We start from the raw sequence: 18,675 nt of genomic DNA, 5'->3' as shown, positions 1-18,675 counted from the left end.
CCAATCGGGGTAATAGATAGAGGGACATTTTTCAGAAAATTCCATTAAAAGGGGTGGCATTACAGATGTACTTAGACACGACGACGTACTTAATCGAGAAATTTACAACTGTCCGTGAGAAGACGATTGAATTGATTGATCCACTTGATCCGGAAGACTTTGTCATCCAGGCAAGTTCGGATGTGAGTCCTCCGAAGTGGCATATTGCCCATACGACCTGGTTTTTTGAACGGATGATTTTACAAGAATATGATCCGACCTACGTTGTTTTTAACGAACGCTACAATTATTTATTCAATTCGTATTACAATACAATCGGTCCTTATCAACCACGCCATCAACGTGGGGTACTGTCACGTCCGACCGTGACGGATATCATCGCCTATCGGTCTCATGTCGATGCAGCAATCGAATCGTTTTTAAAACAAAATCGGGAGGAAACGCTCCAAAAAACGATTGAAGGATTAATCGAAATGGGACTCCAACACGAACAGCAGCATCAGGAGCTGATTTTGATGGACGTGAAATATAACTTTTTCGTCAATCCGCTGTTACCTGCTTACCAAGAAAAAACAGCTGTTGAATCAATAACGGGTGTTGAAAAGACGGACTACCAACCATTCGAAGGTGGATTAGTCGAAATCGGACATGATGGACATGGTTTTGCTTTTGACAATGAGGGGCCGGTCCATAAAGTGTGGTTAAATCCGTTCGAACTCGCAACAAGACCCGTGACGAACGGCGAATTCTTAGCCTTCATCGAGGCAGGAGGATATGAGACATCCGAATATTGGCTGTCTGACGGATTCCAAGTCATCCAACAACTTGGCTGGAAAGCTCCGCTCTATTGGATGAAGGGTGACTCGGGCGAGTGGTCGATCTTTACGTTACATGGCGTCGAACCGCTCGCGCTTGATGAGCCGGTCTGCCATGTCAGTTTTTATGAGGCAGATGCCTTTAGTCGCTGGAAAGGAAAACGTCTTCCGACAGAAGCCGAATGGGAACATGCGGCGAAGGCGGTAGAGAAGACTGGCAACATGATGGAACGTGGTGGCTATCATCCGCGTCCAATTGAAGAGACGGAGGCATCTTTACAGGCGATGTTCGGGGATGTCTGGGAATGGACGGCAAGCGCTTATTCACCGTATCCAGGCAGTCGTCCACTCGAGGGGGCGCTTGGCGAATACAATGCGAAGTTCATGTGTAATCAGATGGTTCTGCGTGGCGGTGCTTGTGTGACGCCGGACGATCATATCCGCGAGACGTACCGTAACTTCTTCCCGCCTGATAAACGGTGGCAGTTCAGCGGATTCCGTTTGGCAGGTGATCGTTAAGATGAGTTCACAAGTCAAAAGTTATGACCTGTATACGATGCAACAAAAGATGCTCGAAGAAGTGATTGCTGGTCTGTCAAAACCAAAGAAGACACTCCATGCGAAGTACTTTTATGATCAGACGGGATCGGAATTATTTGAACAGATTACACAACAACCGGAATATTATCCGACGCGGACCGAACTAACGATCTTAATGACGCATCAAACGGCAATCGCTGACCGGATTGGGCCCGTCCACACCTTGATTGAATACGGGAGTGGGAGCAGTCGGAAAATTAAAAGTTTGCTGAATTCGCTTCATCAACTCGAAGAATATGTTCCGATTGATATCTCGAAAGACTATTTATTGTTAGCAGCAACCGAGCTCGCAAAGGATTACCCGAATCTAAAGATAAAAGCGGTCTGTGGTGACTATTCGACGCCGATTACGTTACCCGTCGACCCGCTATTAAAAAAAGTCATCTTTTTCCCGGGCTCGACGATCGGTAACTTTGATCCGGATGAGGCGGGGCGATTTTTACAGAACTCAGCTCAACTCCTCAAAGACGGGGATGGTTTTTTAGTCGGTGTTGACACAAAGAAAGAGCCTGAATTACTCAACCTTGCTTATAATGATGGTGCTGGAGTGACGAAAGCATTTAACTTAAACATCTTGAAGCATATCAATACGGTCTTAGCAGGGACGTTTGATCCGTCATGTTTTGAGCATGTCGCGTTTTATAATGAAGAAGAAGGACGAATCGAGATGCACATTAAAAGCCAAATCGACCAGACGGTCCAGGTTTCCGGGCATGCTTTTACGTTTAAAGAAGGCGAAACGATCCATACGGAAAATTCGTATAAATACAGTATCGAAGAATTTCAGTTGCTCGCGAATACAAATGGTTTTCGGTCCGTTACGTATTGGACTGACCCGAACGGTCATTTTAGTGTCCATTATCTCGAAAAAACTTCTACATGAATGTTTTTCGGTCATCGTTAACATGACAGGACTAGCGGTATTTAATCGGCTTGACGAACTAAAATCATTCAATAACGACAAAAAATGCGAATCGTACCTCTCATCGAATATGGAGAGAGGTACGATTCGCGTTTTAAATGTGTCGTGTTTTTCCGTTTCGTAGCTCAGCTGACCCGACTCCCGTCTGGAATCGGGTGTTCCGGACAGACGAGGATCGGCATCAGTTGATCGAGCGGGCCGACTTCGAGGATGCGTCCTGTGAAGCCGTCTTTTAGACCGGTGACATTTAAGACGGCGAGCGCTTGTTTACCGAGAATTTCTTCAAACTCGAATCGTGTCTCGACCCAGTTCAGTAAAAATTCCTGTCTGTGACCATCAAAGTCGAGCGTCAATTGAAGCAAACTTGGGTCAACGGTGTTACGAACGAGTGAACGAATCGTACCGACACGAAGATCTAAAGCAGTCATCGTTTCAAGCGGAACGGTTGGCTTAATCGGGTGCATGGACATTCTCCTGTCGTCAATTGAATTCGTGCGTATAGGTCGGGCTATAGTCGTCTAACGGAATCGCGAGCGGATGGTCTAACGTCAGTTCCGCGAGTTCCCGTCCGAGATAAGGGCCAATCGTCAACCCGGATGCCCCAAGACCATTCGCGATGAAGACATTCGGATAATCAGTGAGTCGACCGATGACCGGTAAAGAGTTCGTCGTGTACGGACGTAACCCGACGCGCATTTCATAGATGTTCGTTTCTTCAAGCTGCGGCGCAATCGGAAGCGCCCGTGTCAACAGGGCGTTCATTCCCTTGACGGTCGGCTGCAAATTAAAATCAATCTGTTTTTCATGGGTCGAACCGAGCGCCAGGCGGCCATCTTCCGTCGAGACGAGATAAAGACCACGTTGCCCCATGATGACCGGCCAATGGTTTGATTTCGTCTCCCCTAAATCAAGTTGGAGAATTTGCCCTTTTTCGGTCCGGATATCGAGTTCGAGCTCGAGCGGACGTAATAGTTCATTAATCCAGACACCAGCCGTCAAGATGACTTGATCTGCGTAATGGGGTTGACCGTCAATCATCACGCCACGCACTTGGCCTGATTCAGTCAGCAGCTGCGCATCGGCATCAAGCACAGTCGCCCCGTAATGAATGGCGGCACGCTCGAGTGCGGCGCGTAAGGCGCGTCCATCGACGCGGGCCCCGCCAGAAACGAATAAGGCATCTTCAACGTGGTCAATCAATGGGAACAGCATCTTCACATCGGACGGGGCGAGGCGTTCGATCCGCCCGATTCCGGGTGCTTCCGGAAACCGATTCGTTGCGATGGTATGCATTTTTTCGATTTTTGATGTCTCATGCAGGGCGATCGTCCCGACTTTTCGATAGCCGGTCGCCGTCTCACCGAGTGCTTCGAGCTCGGCGATAAGCGTATCGTAATAGTGGGCACCGTTATTCGCGAGGCGGTACCAAGCTTTGTTTCGGCGTTGTGTCATCCAGGGACAGATGATTCCGGCAGCGGCGTCAGTTGCCCGTCCCTGTTCTTTACGGTCGACCAAAAGGACGGATGCTCCTTGTTTTGCGAGATGATAGGCTGTCGATGTGCCTAAAATCCCGGCACCGACGATAATATGTGTGTACATGTTCATTCAACTCATTTCTTAAGGCTCTTCTTCTAGTCTAAAGAAAAAGTGCGCTGGCGACAAATCTTAACATGATCAGCACATTAAAATATGGGGAATGATGGGAAATTAAAACTTTTATTCTGAATTTTTCGTATACTCTATATACGGATGAAAAAAACTGTAAATAGACGGTTAAAAAGCGTCCGATTAGGAAAGATACCCTTATAGGCATCATGTCCCGACATCAATGGCTTAGCGCGAAGTCACGTTTGAAGGAGGGGAAGGCAATGAACATTAGTCAAACCATCGTACGCAAACGCTACACGGATCACACTTTGTTTTATTCCGCCATCCTAATCTGGAAGTTGCTCTTCTTCTTACCCTTGCTCATGTTCATTAACAGTGGCTCGGAAAACGTGTTTCAATTGTACTTTGTCCCGTACTTGACCGTCATTCTTTTATTTCGTGTCATGACGTATTTTGCGACGTATAAAGCATCGTTCATGGAGATGACGGAGATGGGACTATCTACGTTCTTGATTATCGCTGATTTATTTTTGATCGCCACGTTTAACGTGCCGTTACCTTTTGGGATGATCATCATGTTGCTGTCGATTCTCCATTTCAGTGCCGCCTTCAGTCGTTTTCGTTGGTTCCGTCGTCGTTTATGGCTCAACCGTCACCTTGAGATTTTAAATTATTTGACCGATCACGGAGAGACACCGATTAAAATCGCCGTCGTCTCGGAAGATGAAATGCTCGTGACGACGAAAAGTGGTAAGGAATTTACGTATCGTCAAGTCTACTGGAGTGGCTTTTATTTTGAACGGGGGTGACCGTTTTTTTGGCAATTGCCCCGATCGATAACTTCAGGTAAACAAAGAGCATCACCAGCCGACAAAACCGCTCGTGATGTCCGGGAACTGTAGCCTTCGCTACGGTTCTTTTTTGGTTATGGCTATTTCAAACGGCTTTTGCCATACTGAAATCAGAAAAGAAAGTAAAGAAGGTGTTTTCGTTGATTCGTTCAATCATCATCACGCAGGACAATCAAGTTTTGATCGACAGCAATCTCGAGCGTCTCAATCGCTCCGATGTCAAATGGTACTTCGTTGATTTTAATCAACCGACGGAACAGGAAAAGCAACTGCTCGTCTCCGCGTTTGCCTTCCATCCGCTCGCGATTGAAGATTGTTTTCAGTACTTACAGCGACCGAAACTCGAATATTATGACGGGTACAGCTTTTTTGTGTTGCACGCGGTCGAGGAACCTTCGTTAAAAGGCAAGGAAATCAATTTATTCGCAAGTGAACAATATGTCATTTCGTATCATGAACAGGCGTCACCGGAAGTTGACTTCGTGTTTCGGTCGTTTCAAAAGCTGTCGGGCCATGCAGAACATATTACAGTCGAAGTCGTCCATAAAATCATGGATAAAATCGTCGATGGCTATTTTCCGATTGTCCATAATCTGGAGGACCGTATTTTTTCACTCGAAAGTCGTTATGAACAAGCAGGCAATGACAAACAGATCATGGAAGATATCTTTGACATCCGCTCAGACTTGCTTGAACTCGCACGGACGGTCTTACCGATGCGGGATTTACTGTACCGGGTCATCGAATCGAAACGGCTTGCGATTCATCCGAACAAACAGGCATTTTTCCGTGACATTTACGATCATTTGCTGAAACTGAACGATATGATTGAATACAATCGGGCGATGACGTCAGAATTCCGGGAAAACTTCATTTCATTGAACTCTTACCGCATGAACAACATCATGAAGACGTTGACGATCTTTACGACGATTTTCATGCCGTTGACGTTCATTGCTGGCATTTACGGGATGAACTTTCAATACATGCCCGAGCTGACGGTCCGTTATGGATACTTCGTTACGCTGGGCGTGATGGCGCTTGTCGCAATCGGGATGACGGTTTATTTCATCCGAAATCACTGGTTTGAAGAGTAGGCGTGAGAAATCGTCGTTCTTTTCCGCCGGTCAAACAAAAAAACGCCGATGTTTCCGTTTCATCCACGGAAGCATCGGCGTTTTCTATGTCAATTCTTCTCATTCAGGACCTATGGAGGCAAATTCGAAAGCGTGAGTCAGCCCGTTGTTTTAGTGAACCGATTGTTCAAATACGTCATGCAGTTTCGCTTGGGCAGCCTTGAATGGGGCCAGCGGATTCGCATCCGTCAGGGTCGACCGTTCCGTTTCGATTTGTTTCAACAGCGTGTCCGTTAACTGCGGATAGACTGTCGCGAACACGTCCTCGAGGTGCTGCTCCGCCGTTTGCCGGAGACGTGATTCCTCGTGTTCGAGGTAGCTGACGGCATCTGGTTTCGTTAAGGCCATCAAGGCATCTTTTAGCTGTTCCTTTTCATTGCGTTCGAAGAAGGCTTTTGGATTGCGGAAATAACGTTTAACGGACCGATAGTTCGTATCATCCTGGAATGGACCGCTAAACGTCAGTGCCGGCAATGGTGATACATCGATCGGCGGCAATTGGAACGAAGGATTCAACTTCGTCACGAAGGCTGTTTCTTCCTCGAGGCGCCGTTCGACCGCTTTCTGTACCCAACTGTCAATCCGGAAGTGCGTGACGCGTAATTCTTGTTCGAAATCGTAGCGCAAGAACCCGAGTAACTCGACGAGTGCTTGTTGCAGGGCGACGGCTTTCGTTTCGTTCGCAAAGCGGACCGGATGGTAAGCTTCTTTAAAGAAGTCCGGGAAACGGTAATAAATCCGTTGGTTGACGTGATGTAACAATTCATGGATTTCAGCGAACAAGTCCTGGTGCATAAGATCGACCCGCGTATCGGTGAAATGTGTCATGACGTCTTCTTCCAGTACAGCCAGTTCTGCGAGACGGGCGTCTTTGCGGGCGATGTTCCGCTCCGTCTGTTCAATCAAACGGTCGAGCCGGTGGATCGTCTTGTCCGTTTCTTCCGTCAACGACTGGACGGCAAGTCCTTTTAAATCATGGTTCAAGAAGTGGTGGAAGGCTGCTTCGAACGCTTCCATCCCGGATTGTTCATCCGTTCCACGTTGTTTTTCAGCCAGTGCGTTAAGACTCGAGACGCCGAACAGGCGGGGCGCCCGGATGCCGAACCGTTTCAATTCTGTCCCGACGTATTGTAAGACATCTTGTTGTTCCGCTGCAGACGTCGCAAGATCAATTGCATTGACGATAAAGAACATCTTATCGAGCTCGAACGCATCTTTGACCCGGCCGAGTTGAATCAAAAATTCACGGTCGGCGCGGGCGAAGGCGTGATTGTAATAGGTGACGAATAATATCGCATCGGCGTTTTTGATGTACTCGAAGGCAACATCCGTGTGACGGGCGTTAATCGAGTCGGCACCTGGTGTATCGACGAGCGTGATGCCGAGCCGTGTCAACGGGCTGTCGAAATAAAGATCAATCACATCAACGAAACAACTGAGGTGTTCTTGGGCGACGTAGTCTTCGAACGATGGCTGATCGACCGTTTGTTCGGTTCCGATGAAGGACTTGACTGTCGGGTACCCACGTAAGAACGCCCGTAAGAACGAGGCATCATGCAACTCGTTTGCCGACCGGGCAGTTAGCCAAGTCACGACGTCTGCGACAGTGTTCATCGAGATGGCGAACGGTTGTAACGCTTCATTGAGGTCATTTAGGAGATCCGCTTCCGACTTAAACTGAATCGTTGCCGTCCCGTGTGGTTGCGACGCCGTAACCGGTTTAATCCGGTTAATCGAAGCAGTCGTCGGGTTCGGAGAGACCGGTAAGACCCGTTGACCGAGCAAGGCATTACAAAAGGACGATTTACCGGCACTGAAGGCACCGAACAAGGCAATCGTAAAGTCGCTTGTCGCGACACGGTCTAACTTCTGTTGCAGGTAAGTCGCGGCGTCCTCGAAACCACGGACGTCAGCGAGAATCGCCTGGATGCGCTGGATATCATCCAACTGATAGCGCGACGGAACGGGCGCTACAATCACTTCTGGCGTGTTGTCTTGTTCTTGCGCAGCAGCCGTTTCGATCCCTTCGAATGGCAGGATGTCTGCCGTCGACTGCGCTAACTCGAGTGTCCACTGTGTGAGTTGGTCGCGCGCGGCCTCCATGTCGGACGGTGTCGGCTCATCCGCATGTTGCAGGTAACGGGCGAGGACGCGTTCGGTTTCGTTGAATGCCGTAATCCGCGCAGTCTTTTCTTTGAGTGACAGACGTTCCGTTTCACGTTCTGCTTTTACGAGAATCGTCTCTTCAGTTAATTCTTTTCGAATCCCGTCCCGCCATACGTTCGTCTCCTTGACGTACCAGGCACTGACGGACGCGACGACCCGGTTCGTGAACTGCAGGACGGATTCGCCGGTAATCGTAATCCCGTCTTGGAGCGCTTCCTCGATGACGCTGAGCGGCAGGTCGAGCGGGAGCTGGTCGATCCGTAACGAGTGGTGATCGGACAACAAGTCAATCTCGGCTAACGATTGTTTCATCAACTTTCGAATGTGGAGGTTGATTTCTGAAGCTGTGACCGATTGGAGCGCCCGAAGGACATCATCCGCGATGACTTGTTGTGCTTCTTGTGTTTTTTTTGCACTTCGGAACAGACCGACTTTGTAGGACGGTTGGCGCGACTCTAAAAATGTTTTCATTTTCTCCCGGAGCTCAAACGGCATCAAGGTCGCATTCCGGAGTAAACTTTCGCGGTGGCTCGAAAAGCGGCTAGTCCACTGTTCCGGTGCAAATAATGTCAACTGATGTTCGATTTTTGCGAGACGCTCGAATAAGGAAGCAGCGTCTGCAAGTTCGTTTGCCGAGACCGTATCCTGCATCACTTGCGTAGCGTCTTCGATTTGTGCTTCTAAATAGTCCACATGCTCTTCGTGCAGGACTTCGAGCGTCGTCTGTGTCGATTCGATGAGTTTCGGCTGGGCGTCACGCATGCTTTGGTCGACCAATTGTTTGACGGTGTCGAAGTCGTTCCCGTCAAAATCGGCATCGCGGAGGCTCGTAAAGAAGATGCCTTTTGGTTTGACGCCATGGGCAGCAAACGATCTCTCGACAGAACGTTTAAACGCGTCGAACGACAGCTCGGACGCTTGATGTTTGTCGACTTGGTTGACGATTAAATATAGTTCCGGGACGGACGCGACCAAGTCTTTGGTGACGGTGAAGTTCAGTTCCGACTGGACGTGGTTATAGTCCATCACGTAAAAAATCAAATCAGCGACATGCAGTGCCGACTCGGTCGAAATCCGGTGTGCATCATCGACGGAATCGACCCCTGGCGTATCCATCAGGACGAGACCAGGAGGTAAAGCGGATGTCGCATGGGTGATGTCGATTTGTTTGACAGATCCGTCACGCCCGAGCTGACTTAAATGATGCAAGTCGTCCTCTGATGCTAAACGAACCGCAGGACGATCGTGGAATGAAACGATTGCTTGATCCGTTTCGCCTTGGCGGAGCGTGACGATATTCGCACTCGTCGGTATCGGACTTGTCGGTAAAATCGACTCACCGGTCAAGGCGTTGATCATGCTCGATTTACCGGCCGAAAAGTGACCGGCAAATGCAATCATGAAGTCCCGTCGTAATAATTTTTTAGAAAATGTATCTAATTTATCGAGCCGAAGTTGATCGGATGAAGGTTGAATCAGTGTGGAAAGAAGCGCCGTTGCTTCTAAGTGGTTCGTCAATCGTTCTTCAAATGAGCGCATGCTGTTGAAACCCCTTTCTTACAGTCATGTGTAAGTGTATCACGTTTATTTTGCTTTCGTCATCAACCGTATCAGTTTAAAAAAAGAGGCTCTCACGGGCAGTGAGAGACCTCAGGACGGCTTTATTCGTTTAGTTGGGTTCAGGGACGATCATGTCAGATTCGTCCGGTTGTTGTTCTGTCGTCTGCATCAAACGAAGCAGGTGGAGTTTAAAGAGATACATGACGATGAGATGGACGTTCGCTTGCGTCGTTTTATAGAGCAACCAAGGTAAGGCCGGTACATACTCATGAATCGCGATGATACATTCTTGCGAACCCGGGATTTGACGGAATTCAATCCGTCCGTTGCTGTCCTCTTTGACGTCAGCGAACAAGCCGCCAGTGATCCGGTACGTTGCTTGTTGCGCGTCTTCGAACGGTTCCTTCGTCAATTCGAGCAATGGCGCTTGCAAGAACGGCACATGGATGCGGACAATCGTCTCTTCCGCTGTCGTAGACGTCAAAAAAGGTTTTGCGAACGTCGATAACCACTCGACGTAGTTGTCGGCAGCCCAATTGGCATTTCGACCGTCAGGAAGCCGCACCCGCTGGACGGACCGGACGTCGAGGACTTGCGGTTTCTCAGACGAGCTGGAAGAACTTGATTTTTTAGAGTCAGACTCTTCTTCCATCGCCATCCGGACGGATTGTTCGAAGGAAATCTTTCCGTTACTGATTCCGTCGACCATTTTTTCAGGATCGGCGACCATTTCGTGGACCATACTTTCGACGAGCGGATAGACGGTCTCCTTCGGTTCACCGGAAACAAGTGTCACCCATAGACGCGACAGCTTAACGGTCATCAACGGCAGGTCGACGGTCGGTTGTTTTTTGCCCATGACGTCCGCCGTCTTTAAAATCATCTCTTTATAAGTCATCGCTTCCGGACCGCCGATATCGATGGCACGGTCTTTCAGGTCGTCCCGGTCGACACTTGCGCCTAAAGCGTGAATCACATCCGGCAGGGCGACGGGGTGTGTTTTGTTCCGCGTCCAGCGCGGCAACATCATGACGGGAAGCCGTTTGACGAGTTTTGATAAAATCGGGAACGACGAGCCTTTTGGTCCGACGATGAGTGCGGCCCGAATCGTCGTGACGGGTGTTCCATATGCACCGAGGACACGTTCGACTTCGAGTCGACTTTTCAAGTGGCGTGAAAGATTTTCCGTGTCGTCCGGTATGATGCCGCTTAAGTAGACGATTTGTTGGATGCCATTCGCTTTTGCGGCCCGGGCGTAATTATCAGCCAAAATCAAGTCCATGTCCTCAAAAGAGCCTTGGGTCAACTTAGCGGACGGCATCATTGAATGGACGAGGTAGATTGCGATGTCCGCTCCGGCAAGACCATCTGTCGTATCGGACAACGAAAAGAGGTCGCATGACCGCCACTCGACGTTTGATTCGTCATCCTTATCGTCACCGTTACGGGAGAGGGCGATGACGTCATACTTTTTTTTCAACTCATTTAATAAATTATGTCCAATATATCCGGTCGCGCCGGCAAGGGCTAGTCGTTTACGTGTCTGTGTCAAGTTGATTCCTCCTAATTTTACTGCTTACTAGAAGGTTTTACCCGAACCAACTGCGAATTAATCAAACGAATGGTATAGTAAAAACGAATGCTTCATCTTGTGAAAAAAGGGAAAAGAAGTAATGGCAATACTTGTACTGTTTTTTTTAGATGGATCGTATCATTTTTTAGGGGAGGGAAGCGGATATGAACGCTGTCTGTTTTATGGACGAACGTCATCATACACGTTACCAAATGATATTGAAACGACTGAATACACGGCACCGGACAGAATATTCCTTTCAAGCCATTTTGTTTCTCGCGACCGGTAATCTACAACTCTTACAATTGTTCAGCGATTATTTTTTTCCGGAGACAGGTGAATTTTTTTATCAAGAATTATTAGCGGAACCGGTCGAAGATTCGTCGATTGAAGTCGAACGGCAATTACTCGTCCAACTCTACAATGGACGAACGACCTTGACTGTCATTGAAATCATTGATCAGTTGGAAGCGAAGGAACTTGAACTCGCACTCGGTGCCATTCAAATCCGTTCGTTCGGTCAATCAGACGGTCATTAATTAAAAAAAGTCGACATCGTTATCGAAACGGTGTCGACTTTTTTTAATTTAAAGTAACGGTGCGATATGTTTGTGAACTAATCTTATTAACGTAAATCAGCATCTAAATAAAAGCTAAGCTTATTCCTTAAGATTTGATTGTTTAACGGAAAGACTGGAAATAAGATGTAAGTAACAAGCAATATGTGTCTGTCGGATAACACACGAATTGAATGATGTGAGAGGAGTGAACGTATGCAGCTCAAGGAATCGATTTATTTCCATTCACCAATCTTCATTCAGAACATCTTAACGACGATTTACGGACGGGTCTTATATCAGGAACGGTATGGGGCTGCTTATCATGCCCGCTTTGAAGAGTTGAAGCGAAAAGAGCGCCAACTGATTGATCCCGAGCAGGAGCAATTATCCCGTCTGAATCAATTTTTATTGTTTTGTCAGACCTATAGCCCGTACTACAAAGAGTTGTTCGAGACGAACCGGATTGAGCTTCCGTTTACGCAGCTGTCTGACTTAAAGCGTATTCCCTTGCTCGATAAGGAAACACTACGGACACGTAATGCCGAGGTCCATGCGACAATCGATGCACCGATTCTCGGGAAAACAGGTGGCACGACGGGAAAATCGATTCAAGTCCACTATACGAAAGAAGACATGCAAATCCGCATGGCGCACCTCGATTATTTCAAATGGACGCACGGTATCGAACAAGGAATGCGTCGGGCCAGTTTCACCGGCCAACACTTGGCGTCCGAACATCAAAAGTCACCCGTCTACTGGCGGACGAACAAAGCGATCAATCAAATGCTGTTTTCAATCAAAAATATTTCCCCCCGGACGATTCCTGGCTACATCGAACAGCTGAACCGGTTTAATCCGGTATCGATTGATGGTCTACCGTCTGGGATGATAGAAGTCGCACGTTACGCAAAAAAACACGGTATCGTCTGTACATTCCGTCCGAAAGCGATTTTTCCGACTGCTGAAATGATGACACGGGATGAACGGTCCTTAGTAGAAGAAGTGTTTCATGCACCGATCTTTGATCAATATGCCTCGTCCGAAGGGGCGCCGATCGTCGCCGAGTGCTCGTACGGAAAAAAACATCTCCACTATGAGATGGGAATCATCGAGGTGGAAACGGATGGCCAAATCCTCGTGACAAGTTTTGATACACATGGTACACCACTCGTCCGCTACCGGGTCGGCGACCGGATGACGCTCAGTCATGAGACGTGTCGTTGCGGACACGGTGGACCGATCATCGCGTCGATTGACGGACGTGGGCGGAGTTATATCCAATTAAAAAATGGCCACCGAATTTTTGAAGGCGAACTCGCGGGAATCGTCCGTGCTTTTCCGAACTGTATCGAACGTGTCCAATATATCCAGGAAAATACAGAAGAAGTCGTTTTACTTTATGTACCGGACGACCGGTGCTTCAAAATCGAACACGAAAAACAATTATATTTTGTCTTAAAACGGTTATTTGACGGACAGATGGAAGTCCTGTTGAAATCAGTTCCCGAAATACCAAAAGAAATCAGTGGGAAAACGTTGTTGATTAAACAGTTGATTCCTGAAAGTGAACAAGTGAACTAAACGGACTAGCCCTGAAAAAGAGCTAGTCTTTTTTGTGTAAAACTTTAAGGGGAAATTGTTGAATGGGAGTTTTTATCATGTCCCTGTCAGAAATACCGGGTAAAAACAACCTATCAAGAAATCGTGTTGAAGCACTCGGCGCATCGTGGTGAATCGTTATCAGAAAGGACGTGTAGGGATGGGAATCAAGGAACAGGTTTATATGCACGTACCAATCTTTTTACAAAACGTATTGACGACACTTCATGGGTATCACTTGCAGCGGGAACGGTACGGTGCGTTTTATCAAGATCGCTTTCAAGAATTGATTGTAAAAGAACAACAACCTGTCGACGTGGCGACCGAACAACTAAAACGGCTGAATGCTTTTTTGGCGTTTTGTGCGATGCATAGCAACTATTACCAAGAGCTTTTTAAGCGACACGACGTCACGTTACCCTTGACGGATCTCAATCAATTAAAACAAATTCCTGTGTTACGAAAAGATTCGTTACGCCACCAAATCGAACGAATTCGCACCGATGTCGCGGCCCCGGTTCTCGGAAAAACGGGTGGGACGACGGGACAATCGATTCAAGTCCACTATACGAAAGCAGACATGCAACGGCGGATGGCACATTTAGATTATTTTAAATATACGCATGGCGTCAAAAAAGGGATGCGGCGGATTAGTTTCACGGCGCAAGTGTTGGTCGCTGAACACCAACAAACACCGGTCTATTGGCGGATGAACCGGGCGTTGAATCAATTACTGTTTACGGTCAAAAAGATTAATCCGGCGACGATGACGGCGTATTTGGCAGCAATCAATACGTTTCAACCGGACTCGATCGATGGTCTGCCATCGGCGATGATTGAACTGGCGCGGCATGCGAAACGTAGCGGCATGGAGATGACATGTCGTCCACTGGCGATTTTCCCGACGGCTGAGATGATGACGGAAGCGGAGCGTCAATTACTGGAGGACGTGTTCCATGCGCCCGTCTTTGATCAGTATGCCTCGTCGGAAGGGGCGCCGATCATATCCGAGTGTCGGCTCGGTCAAAAACATTTGCATCATGAGATGGGCATCGTCGAACTCGACACCGATGGCGAAGTCCTCGTCACGAGTTTTGACACACACGGGACCCCGCTCATCCGTTACCGGGTCGGAGACCGGATGACGATCAGCGGCAAGACGTGTTCCTGTGGTCACAAAGGACCGGTCATCGATTCGATTGACGGCCGCGGGAAAAGTTATCTTGTCCGACCAGACGGACAAAAAGTGTTCGAGGGACAGCTCGCGAGTGTCGTCAAAGTGTTGCCGAACAGTGTCGAACGAATTCAGTATGTTCAAAAAAGTAACCGGGAAATCATATTGTTATACATTGCGGATGCCGCACGTTTTTCAACAAACGATGAAAAACAACTCGGTCATTATTTGAAGCGGCTACTCGGAAGCGACATGCTGATTTCGCTGCAGGCGGTCAGTGAGATTCCGCGTGAACGTAGCGGGAAGACGTTATTGATTAAGCAGATGCTGATTGGATGAATGCATTTGAGCTACCTCCACCTCTAAGCGAAGTATAGGTGGAGGTGTTTCAAATGTCTTGAGCCAACCGAATCATGTCTGTGCACCGGATACCGTGTTCTGTCATCTCCTCTTCGTAGTGTCTCAAGAAAAAGTTTATGTCGACTCCGACAATCCGAAATCCACATTTTTGATAAAGTGCCAACTGTCCGATGCTCGAATTGCCTGTTCCGATTTCAATTGTCGTATATTTCATCATTTGCGCGGTTTTAATGGCATGCCGTAAAAGGTATTTTTCTACGCTGTAACCTTGATGTTGCCCAACTACTGCAAGATTTACAAGTTCAATCGTTTGCGGTCTTGTCGGGAGAAGCACATACACGCCAATCCGTTGATTCCTAGATTCAGCTATGAAACATCGACCTCTCTTCAAGTATTCATCAACTATTTTTTGAGAAGGGTCTGCTGCTAACAAAAGTTCCATCGGAGGGTTCTCATGAACGGGCAGTTGACGGATGTTCATTTTCATAGACGGATACTCCTCGCGGATTAATTTTGATGCGCTTACTTTTTTAATTCCTTTAAATTCACTGAGCTGACATGAATCGGTTCAGTTTTTCTGCCGGATTGAATCTTTCGGCAAGTATATGGATTCTGCATCGCAGTTCGTCTTCTCCTTCTACTTGGACGGAAGTCAGATCGAGTCGCCTCTGATAATTAGCGAGAGGTCTATTTTAAAGAAACCGACTAGGATTAGCCTCCTGTTTACAGTAAAATGGAAATGATAGAAGGGGGGGAGTATCGATGGCACAACGCGCAACCGTATTACTCGTCGGGACCGTTCATCTGGACCGTCCTGACAACGGGGACTTGTTTCGTCCGCGCATCTTTGATGTGTTTTCAGACGAACGGCAGCAGGAGATTCAACAGGTCGTCGAAGTCCTGCAAACGTTTCGTCCGACAGAAGTTGCGCTAGAGATTTTGCCTGAGCAGGCGGACGCGCTAAATGCCGACTATGCCGCTTACCTCAAGCAAACCTATACGCTGACGGCGAATGAACGCCATCAACTCGGGTTTCGGGTGGCGCGCTCGGCAGGGCTGACCAGTCTGCAGGCGGTGGACTGGAATCAGACGGTAGAAGGTGTCCCGAATCTTGCGGAACTTGAACAGCTCGACCCGGTCGCGTATGACCGGTTGATGCGTACCGAGCAACAAAAATCCGAGGCACTCGAAGCGGCATTACTCGGGCAGACCTACCTCTCATTTCTTGAACAACTAAATGACAAACAGGCGGTCGAAGCAAGTCACCGGACGTACCGACAACTTGCCCGGCTTGATCCGGCGACGCATGTCGGGGCGAGGTGGGTCATCCAGTACTGGTACTACCGCAATCTGTTAATTGCGAACCGGATTCTTGATTTGGCGGAGCCGGGAGAACGGATTCTCGTCCTCTATGGTGCCGCCCATTTACCGCTATTAAAACAATTTTTAGACGATAGTCGGGACGTAGACGTGATGACGTTCCCTGAACTGATCGCGAAGGGAAGTAGTGCCGATGTTGTTTCATTATCATCTTTGGACGCCGAACGTCGAGGCGACGGAACAGTTTTATGAAAAATTAGGTTTTACGGTCACGCAACGGATTGGAAAGGTCGACGGTGCATTTTCGGCATTTGACCCACCGTTGACATGGCATGACTTCCGGGACGACGGAGTCCGCTTTCGAATCATCGAGATGAAACTCGGTGCCATCAACGTCACGTTCGGTCACGGGAAAGTCGTCCGCTTCGACCATCTCGGTTTTCTCGTGACACCCGAACAACGGACGCTGCTTCTCGAACGTGCACAACAGATGGGCTGGACCATCCAAGCAAATGAACGGCGGACGTTCATCCAGACCCCGTACGCCTGCCGGATTGAACTGCAGACGCATCACGATGCGATTTTATCAGACGATCAACCACTGAAACGGCTTGAGCTGTCAACAAAACAAATCGGCTTCGAACAGGAGTTGCAGCGGTTGTTCGGACGGGCAATCGATGAAGTGACGACGGTGCCTGGCGATCATACCGTCTTACAGCAAGTCATTTTTACGGGGGAAGACATCGAAGCCGTCGATCCGAACGGTGTGTCTGTCAGACAAACACGTTCACCGGTCGTAGCTGACAAACACCTTTAACGGTTTTACGCCTGTTTGTAAAGCCTCGAAACATGGAATCAACTCCGACCAGTCGACTGACTGTTCAAACAGCTTGACTAAGGCAGGTGTCTTTCGGGCGACCGGCAAAAACCAGTCCGCATGGGCGCGGTAATCGATTCCGTCACTCGATCCGACGATCCGTAACTCTTTCTCATAGAAGCTTGGACAGAGCGACAAGACGTCGTAATTGCCGTCAGAGAGAATGCAGAGCTGACCGCTTGGAGCGAGTGCCTCCTGAAGATGCGCAAACGCGGTTTGCCGCCCCGAACATTCGAGGGCAGCGGCATAAGTATTCAGCTCGAGGTCGTTTCCGGACGTCAACGTGCGGGTTGCCCCGAGCTGTTTTGCGAGTGCATGGCGCCTTTCGTCCGGGTCGACGGCGTCAATGCGCGAGAGACCGAAATAGTGACGTAAGTAAAAGACGGTCAATAATCCGATCGTCCCGAGCCCCGTCACGGCGACGGCATCCGACGGACGGGGATTGAGTTTATGGACGCCTTTTGCGGCGTCACACGATAAGATCGTCAATAAGGCGAGTTGCGGCGGCAGGTCGCGCGGGACGGGAATGACTTTTGCTGCGCGGACGATGGCGATGTCGTGATGGCCGTAAAAAGCGACGACGCGGTCACCGACACGGATGTCTGAGACGTCCGCTCCAATCGCCAGCACTTCCCCGTAACTCTCGTATCCCGTTTCTTTCGGATAGGTCGGGGCGAGGTCTGACCGGTCGGTCGCCATGACTTGCGGCAATTCAGCGCCGATGCTGATCGCTCCATGTAATGTCTCGATGAGTACTTCATCTGCTTGCAAGGGCGCTAAGGTGCGCTCGATCCATTCGAGCGTCCGGGGGGCCGTCAATTGCAGTCTGTGTGGCATGCGTTCAGTTCCTCCGTTTTCTTAACATGAATATCCTGATAATGGAATTATAACATGAAGATAAATCAGTATATGACAAGTTTGTAAGGTTAAATGGAACATCAATTGTCCGATTTTCAAAGTGTTTTCTGCTATGCTGAAAAGGTAGAGCGGAGCTCACGAGTATCTAAAAAGGAAGTGGCGAACATCGAGCAGATTGAGATGTCGATCCATCGTGGATTAGTGGAATTAAAAATGTTAGTTGAACTACCTCCACCTACGCTTCGCTTAGAGGTGGAGGATTCCTGAGTCATCCGACCTAACGGTCGAAACCTGGTCAGGCTAACCCCGTCGTCCCGACGGTTGAAGAAGCTAAGAGGCGTTCAGCTTCTCGTTTGAGGTTCAGTCCTGCATTCACATCGCGGTCGTGATGGATGCCGCAACTCGGGCATGTCCATTCACGCAAGCCAAGATGTTTCACGTCTTTGTGTTGATGTCCGCAACGGGAGCACAGTTGACTAGAGGCGAAGGTCTTGCCGACTTTCACGACGGTCTTCCCGTACCATGCCGCCTTGTATCCGAGCATGCGGAAGAACTCCGACCAACTGACCTCGGAGATGGACTTGCTCAACTTGCGATTCTTCTGCATGTTCTTCACTTGCAAGGTCTCGATGCCGATGACGTCGTGGTTTTTGACGATCTCGGTCGATACCTTGTGCAGGAAATCGGTTCGCTTGT

The 18,675-nt window shown here is 48.7% G+C and carries 16 protein-coding genes; 9 read left to right on the top strand and 7 right to left on the bottom strand.

What is annotated here, in order from left to right; all coding sequences use genetic code 11:
* Positions 1-65 precede the first annotated feature (65 nt).
* Together egtB and egtD are read left to right on the top strand one after the other, a co-directional pair.
* Entirely contained in the window at positions 66-1,334 is a 1,269-nt protein-coding gene (egtB, locus tag KNQ04_RS13590) for an ergothioneine biosynthesis protein EgtB (RefSeq protein WP_214851403.1), read from the top strand.
* 1 nt (position 1,335) lies between these two features.
* Entirely contained in the window at positions 1,336-2,298 is a 963-nt protein-coding gene (egtD, locus tag KNQ04_RS13585; protein WP_214851402.1) for an L-histidine N(alpha)-methyltransferase, read from the top strand.
* 164 nt (positions 2,299-2,462) lie between these two features.
* On the opposite strand, the gene KNQ04_RS13580 is transcribed toward egtD, so the two are convergent.
* Positions 2,463-2,801 carry a hypothetical protein gene (locus KNQ04_RS13580; protein ID WP_214851401.1) on the bottom strand — a complete coding sequence of 113 codons (339 nt, stop codon included), beginning with the start codon at positions 2,799-2,801 and terminating at the stop codon, positions 2,463-2,465.
* 16 nt (positions 2,802-2,817) lie between these two features.
* Positions 2,818-3,936 (bottom strand): NAD(P)/FAD-dependent oxidoreductase, encoded by a 1,119-nt coding sequence (locus tag KNQ04_RS13575; protein ID WP_214851400.1) that lies wholly within the window; start codon positions 3,934-3,936, stop codon positions 2,818-2,820.
* 269 nt (positions 3,937-4,205) lie between these two features.
* Here KNQ04_RS13575 and KNQ04_RS13570 point away from each other — a divergent pair, with 269 nt between their 5' ends.
* Positions 4,206-4,754, top strand: coding sequence for a hypothetical protein (locus KNQ04_RS13570; protein ID WP_214851399.1), 549 nt, complete (start codon positions 4,206-4,208; stop codon positions 4,752-4,754).
* A gap of 182 nt (positions 4,755-4,936) precedes the next feature.
* Positions 4,937-5,893, top strand: coding sequence for a magnesium/cobalt transporter CorA (gene corA / locus KNQ04_RS13565; RefSeq protein ID WP_214851398.1), 957 nt, complete (start codon positions 4,937-4,939; stop codon positions 5,891-5,893).
* 150 nt (positions 5,894-6,043) lie between these two features.
* Here the strand turns inward: corA and KNQ04_RS13560 are convergent, their stop codons facing one another.
* Positions 6,044-9,637, bottom strand: a complete 3,594-nt coding sequence (locus tag KNQ04_RS13560; protein ID WP_214851395.1) for a dynamin family protein — start codon at positions 9,635-9,637, stop codon at positions 6,044-6,046.
* 130 nt (positions 9,638-9,767) lie between these two features.
* Positions 9,768-11,210 (bottom strand): NAD(P)H-binding protein, encoded by a 1,443-nt coding sequence (locus KNQ04_RS13555; RefSeq protein WP_214851393.1) that lies wholly within the window; start codon positions 11,208-11,210, stop codon positions 9,768-9,770.
* A gap of 185 nt (positions 11,211-11,395) precedes the next feature.
* Between KNQ04_RS13555 and KNQ04_RS13550 the strand changes: the two genes are divergently transcribed.
* The 3 genes from KNQ04_RS13550 to KNQ04_RS13540 all read left to right on the top strand — a co-directional run bounded on the left by KNQ04_RS13550 (position 11,396) and on the right by KNQ04_RS13540 (position 14,903).
* Positions 11,396-11,770 (top strand): hypothetical protein, encoded by a 375-nt coding sequence (locus KNQ04_RS13550; RefSeq protein WP_214851391.1) that lies wholly within the window; start codon positions 11,396-11,398, stop codon positions 11,768-11,770.
* A 234-nt stretch (positions 11,771-12,004) separates the two neighbouring features.
* Positions 12,005-13,372, top strand: a complete 1,368-nt coding sequence (locus tag KNQ04_RS13545) for a phenylacetate--CoA ligase family protein (protein ID WP_214851390.1) — start codon at positions 12,005-12,007, stop codon at positions 13,370-13,372.
* A 178-nt stretch (positions 13,373-13,550) separates the two neighbouring features.
* Positions 13,551-14,903: a phenylacetate--CoA ligase family protein gene (locus KNQ04_RS13540; protein WP_214851388.1), complete on the top strand. Its 1,353-nt coding sequence runs from the start codon at positions 13,551-13,553 to the stop codon at positions 14,901-14,903.
* Positions 14,904-14,952: 49 nt separating this feature from the next.
* Here KNQ04_RS13540 and KNQ04_RS13535 read toward each other — a convergent pair whose 3' ends face one another.
* The gene (locus tag KNQ04_RS13535) at positions 14,953-15,405 is read right to left on the bottom strand and encodes a GNAT family N-acetyltransferase (RefSeq protein ID WP_214851459.1); all 453 of its coding nucleotides are present in this window, start codon (positions 15,403-15,405) and stop codon (positions 14,953-14,955) included.
* Between the two features lie 281 nt (positions 15,406-15,686).
* Here KNQ04_RS13535 and KNQ04_RS13530 point away from each other — a divergent pair, with 281 nt between their 5' ends.
* Positions 15,687-16,496, top strand: a complete 810-nt coding sequence (locus KNQ04_RS13530; RefSeq protein WP_214851386.1) for a DUF5694 domain-containing protein — start codon at positions 15,687-15,689, stop codon at positions 16,494-16,496.
* Entirely contained in the window at positions 16,438-17,061 is a 624-nt protein-coding gene (locus tag KNQ04_RS13525; RefSeq protein ID WP_214851384.1) for a VOC family protein, read from the top strand. The genes KNQ04_RS13530 and KNQ04_RS13525 overlap by 59 nt, the downstream gene beginning before the upstream one ends.
* Here KNQ04_RS13525 and KNQ04_RS13520 read toward each other — a convergent pair.
* Both KNQ04_RS13520 and KNQ04_RS13515 read right to left on the bottom strand, forming a co-directional pair.
* Positions 17,032-17,958: a zinc-binding dehydrogenase gene (locus tag KNQ04_RS13520; protein ID WP_214851383.1), complete on the bottom strand. Its 927-nt coding sequence runs from the start codon at positions 17,956-17,958 to the stop codon at positions 17,032-17,034. The two genes, KNQ04_RS13525 and KNQ04_RS13520, sit on opposite strands and share 30 nt — an antisense overlap.
* Before the next feature lie 316 nt (positions 17,959-18,274).
* The coding region (locus KNQ04_RS13515) for an RNA-guided endonuclease TnpB family protein (RefSeq protein WP_214851382.1) at positions 18,275-18,675 on the bottom strand (401 nt) is incomplete at its 5' end.

Source organism: Exiguobacterium sp. s193 (genome assembly GCF_018618755.1).
Taxonomy (GTDB): Bacteria; Bacillota; Bacilli; order Exiguobacteriales; family Exiguobacteriaceae; genus Exiguobacterium_A.
This window is presented reverse-complemented; position numbering and strand designations above follow the sequence as displayed.

What these genes read in the sequence shown, in the direction of transcription:
- egtB (WP_214851403.1), top strand. Translation starts at nt 66, where the DNA reads ATGTACTTAGACACGACGACGTACTTAATCGAGAAATTTACAACTGTC.
- egtD (WP_214851402.1), top strand. Translation starts at nt 1,336, where the DNA reads ATGAGTTCACAAGTCAAAAGTTATGACCTGTATACGATGCAACAAAAG.
- KNQ04_RS13580 (WP_214851401.1), bottom strand. Translation starts at nt 2,801, where the DNA reads ATGCACCCGATTAAGCCAACCGTTCCGCTTGAAACGATGACTGCTTTA.
- KNQ04_RS13575 (WP_214851400.1), bottom strand. Translation starts at nt 3,936, where the DNA reads ATGTACACACATATTATCGTCGGTGCCGGGATTTTAGGCACATCGACA.
- KNQ04_RS13570 (WP_214851399.1), top strand. Translation starts at nt 4,206, where the DNA reads ATGAACATTAGTCAAACCATCGTACGCAAACGCTACACGGATCACACT.
- KNQ04_RS13560 (WP_214851395.1), bottom strand. Translation starts at nt 9,637, where the DNA reads ATGCGCTCATTTGAAGAACGATTGACGAACCACTTAGAAGCAACGGCG.
- KNQ04_RS13550 (WP_214851391.1), top strand. Translation starts at nt 11,396, where the DNA reads ATGAACGCTGTCTGTTTTATGGACGAACGTCATCATACACGTTACCAA.
- KNQ04_RS13545 (WP_214851390.1), top strand. Translation starts at nt 12,005, where the DNA reads ATGCAGCTCAAGGAATCGATTTATTTCCATTCACCAATCTTCATTCAG.
- KNQ04_RS13540 (WP_214851388.1), top strand. Translation starts at nt 13,551, where the DNA reads ATGGGAATCAAGGAACAGGTTTATATGCACGTACCAATCTTTTTACAA.
- KNQ04_RS13535 (WP_214851459.1), bottom strand. Translation starts at nt 15,405, where the DNA reads ATGAACATCCGTCAACTGCCCGTTCATGAGAACCCTCCGATGGAACTT.
- KNQ04_RS13530 (WP_214851386.1), top strand. Translation starts at nt 15,687, where the DNA reads ATGGCACAACGCGCAACCGTATTACTCGTCGGGACCGTTCATCTGGAC.
- KNQ04_RS13525 (WP_214851384.1), top strand. Translation starts at nt 16,438, where the DNA reads ATGTTGTTTCATTATCATCTTTGGACGCCGAACGTCGAGGCGACGGAA.
- KNQ04_RS13520 (WP_214851383.1), bottom strand. Translation starts at nt 17,958, where the DNA reads ATGCCACACAGACTGCAATTGACGGCCCCCCGGACGCTCGAATGGATC.